The sequence below is a fragment of the Streptomyces fumanus genome (assembly GCF_014655295.1).
Classification (GTDB): domain Bacteria; phylum Actinomycetota; class Actinomycetes; order Streptomycetales; family Streptomycetaceae; genus Streptomyces; species Streptomyces fumanus.
Genome location: NZ_BNBI01000014.1, coordinates 12494 through 13558, shown reverse-complemented (window position 1 = coordinate 13558; position 1065 = coordinate 12494). Strand labels below are relative to the sequence as shown.

The 1065-nt window shown below is 73.1% G+C and carries 1 protein-coding gene; it reads left to right on the top strand.

What is annotated here, in order from left to right:
* Positions 1-210: 210 nt before the first annotated feature.
* Complete coding sequence (locus IE316_RS27915; RefSeq protein WP_190207284.1) at positions 211-1053, top strand: alpha/beta fold hydrolase; 843 nt, start codon at positions 211-213, stop codon at positions 1051-1053.
* Positions 1054-1065 lie beyond the last annotated feature (12 nt).

The window sequence follows — 1065 nt, the reverse complement described above, 5'->3', positions numbered from 1 at the left end:
CCTCCCGCCCGCACCGGCGGAACGGCTCTCCGCCGCGGGCCGTCCCGTGGTGCGACCGCCGTCAGGGGCCACGTGCGTGCTCGCCACGGCCCGGGAGGAGCAGGCGGGGAGGGGTCAACAAGCGGGCCACAAACTCTCCACTTCCGCCGTCGATGATGAAGCGGTGGCCGCAGTCGGCCCCCATCCCGTACGGCCCGCCGAGGAGACGTCATGGCCCCAGTGACCCACCACACCGCGCCCACCCGGTTCGTCGAGGCGGACGGTGTCCGGTACGCCTACCGCAGGCTCGGCACCGGCGGCCCGGTGCCGCTGGTCATGCTCCAGCACTTCACCGGCAACCTCGACAACTGGGACCCCGCGCTGGTGGACGCCCTGGCGGCGGAGCGCGAGGTCGTCCTCGTGGACTACCCCGGGGTGGCGTCCTCCACCGGTACGCCGGCGAAGACCGTCGCCGAACTGGCCCGTCAGGTCATCGACTTCACCGTCGCGCTCGGCCTGGAGCGCATCGACCTCCTGGGCTTCTCGCTCGGCGGTTTCGCCGCGCAGGACGTCGCGCTGGTCCGGCCCCGGCTGGTCCGCCGCCTCGTCCTGGCCGGCACCGGTCCGAAGGGGGCGCCCGGGATGCACGGCTGGCGCGAGGACATCGAGACCCACGCCCGCGCCGAGGTGCCCACCGGCGAGGACCTGCTGTACATCTTCTTCGCCCCCACCGAGACCAGCCGGGCCAAGGGCGTCGAGTTCCTCGGCCGTTTCCTGGCCCGCACCGAGGACCGGGACGTGCCGAGCAGCCTCGCCTCGCGCGACGCCCAGTACGACGCCGTACTGGAGTGGGGCGTGCCGGACCACTCCGCCCTCCAGCGGCTGACCGGCATCCAGGCGCCCACCCTGATCCTGCAGGGCGACGACGACCGGATGATCCCGACCAAGGCCAGCCACCTGATGGCCGGCCTCATTCCGGACGCGCGCATCCGCATCTACCCCGACGCCGCGCACGCCTCGCTGTTCCAGTACCCGCAGGAAGCGGCCGCGGACGTCAACGCGTTCCTCGGCTGACCCCACCGCACA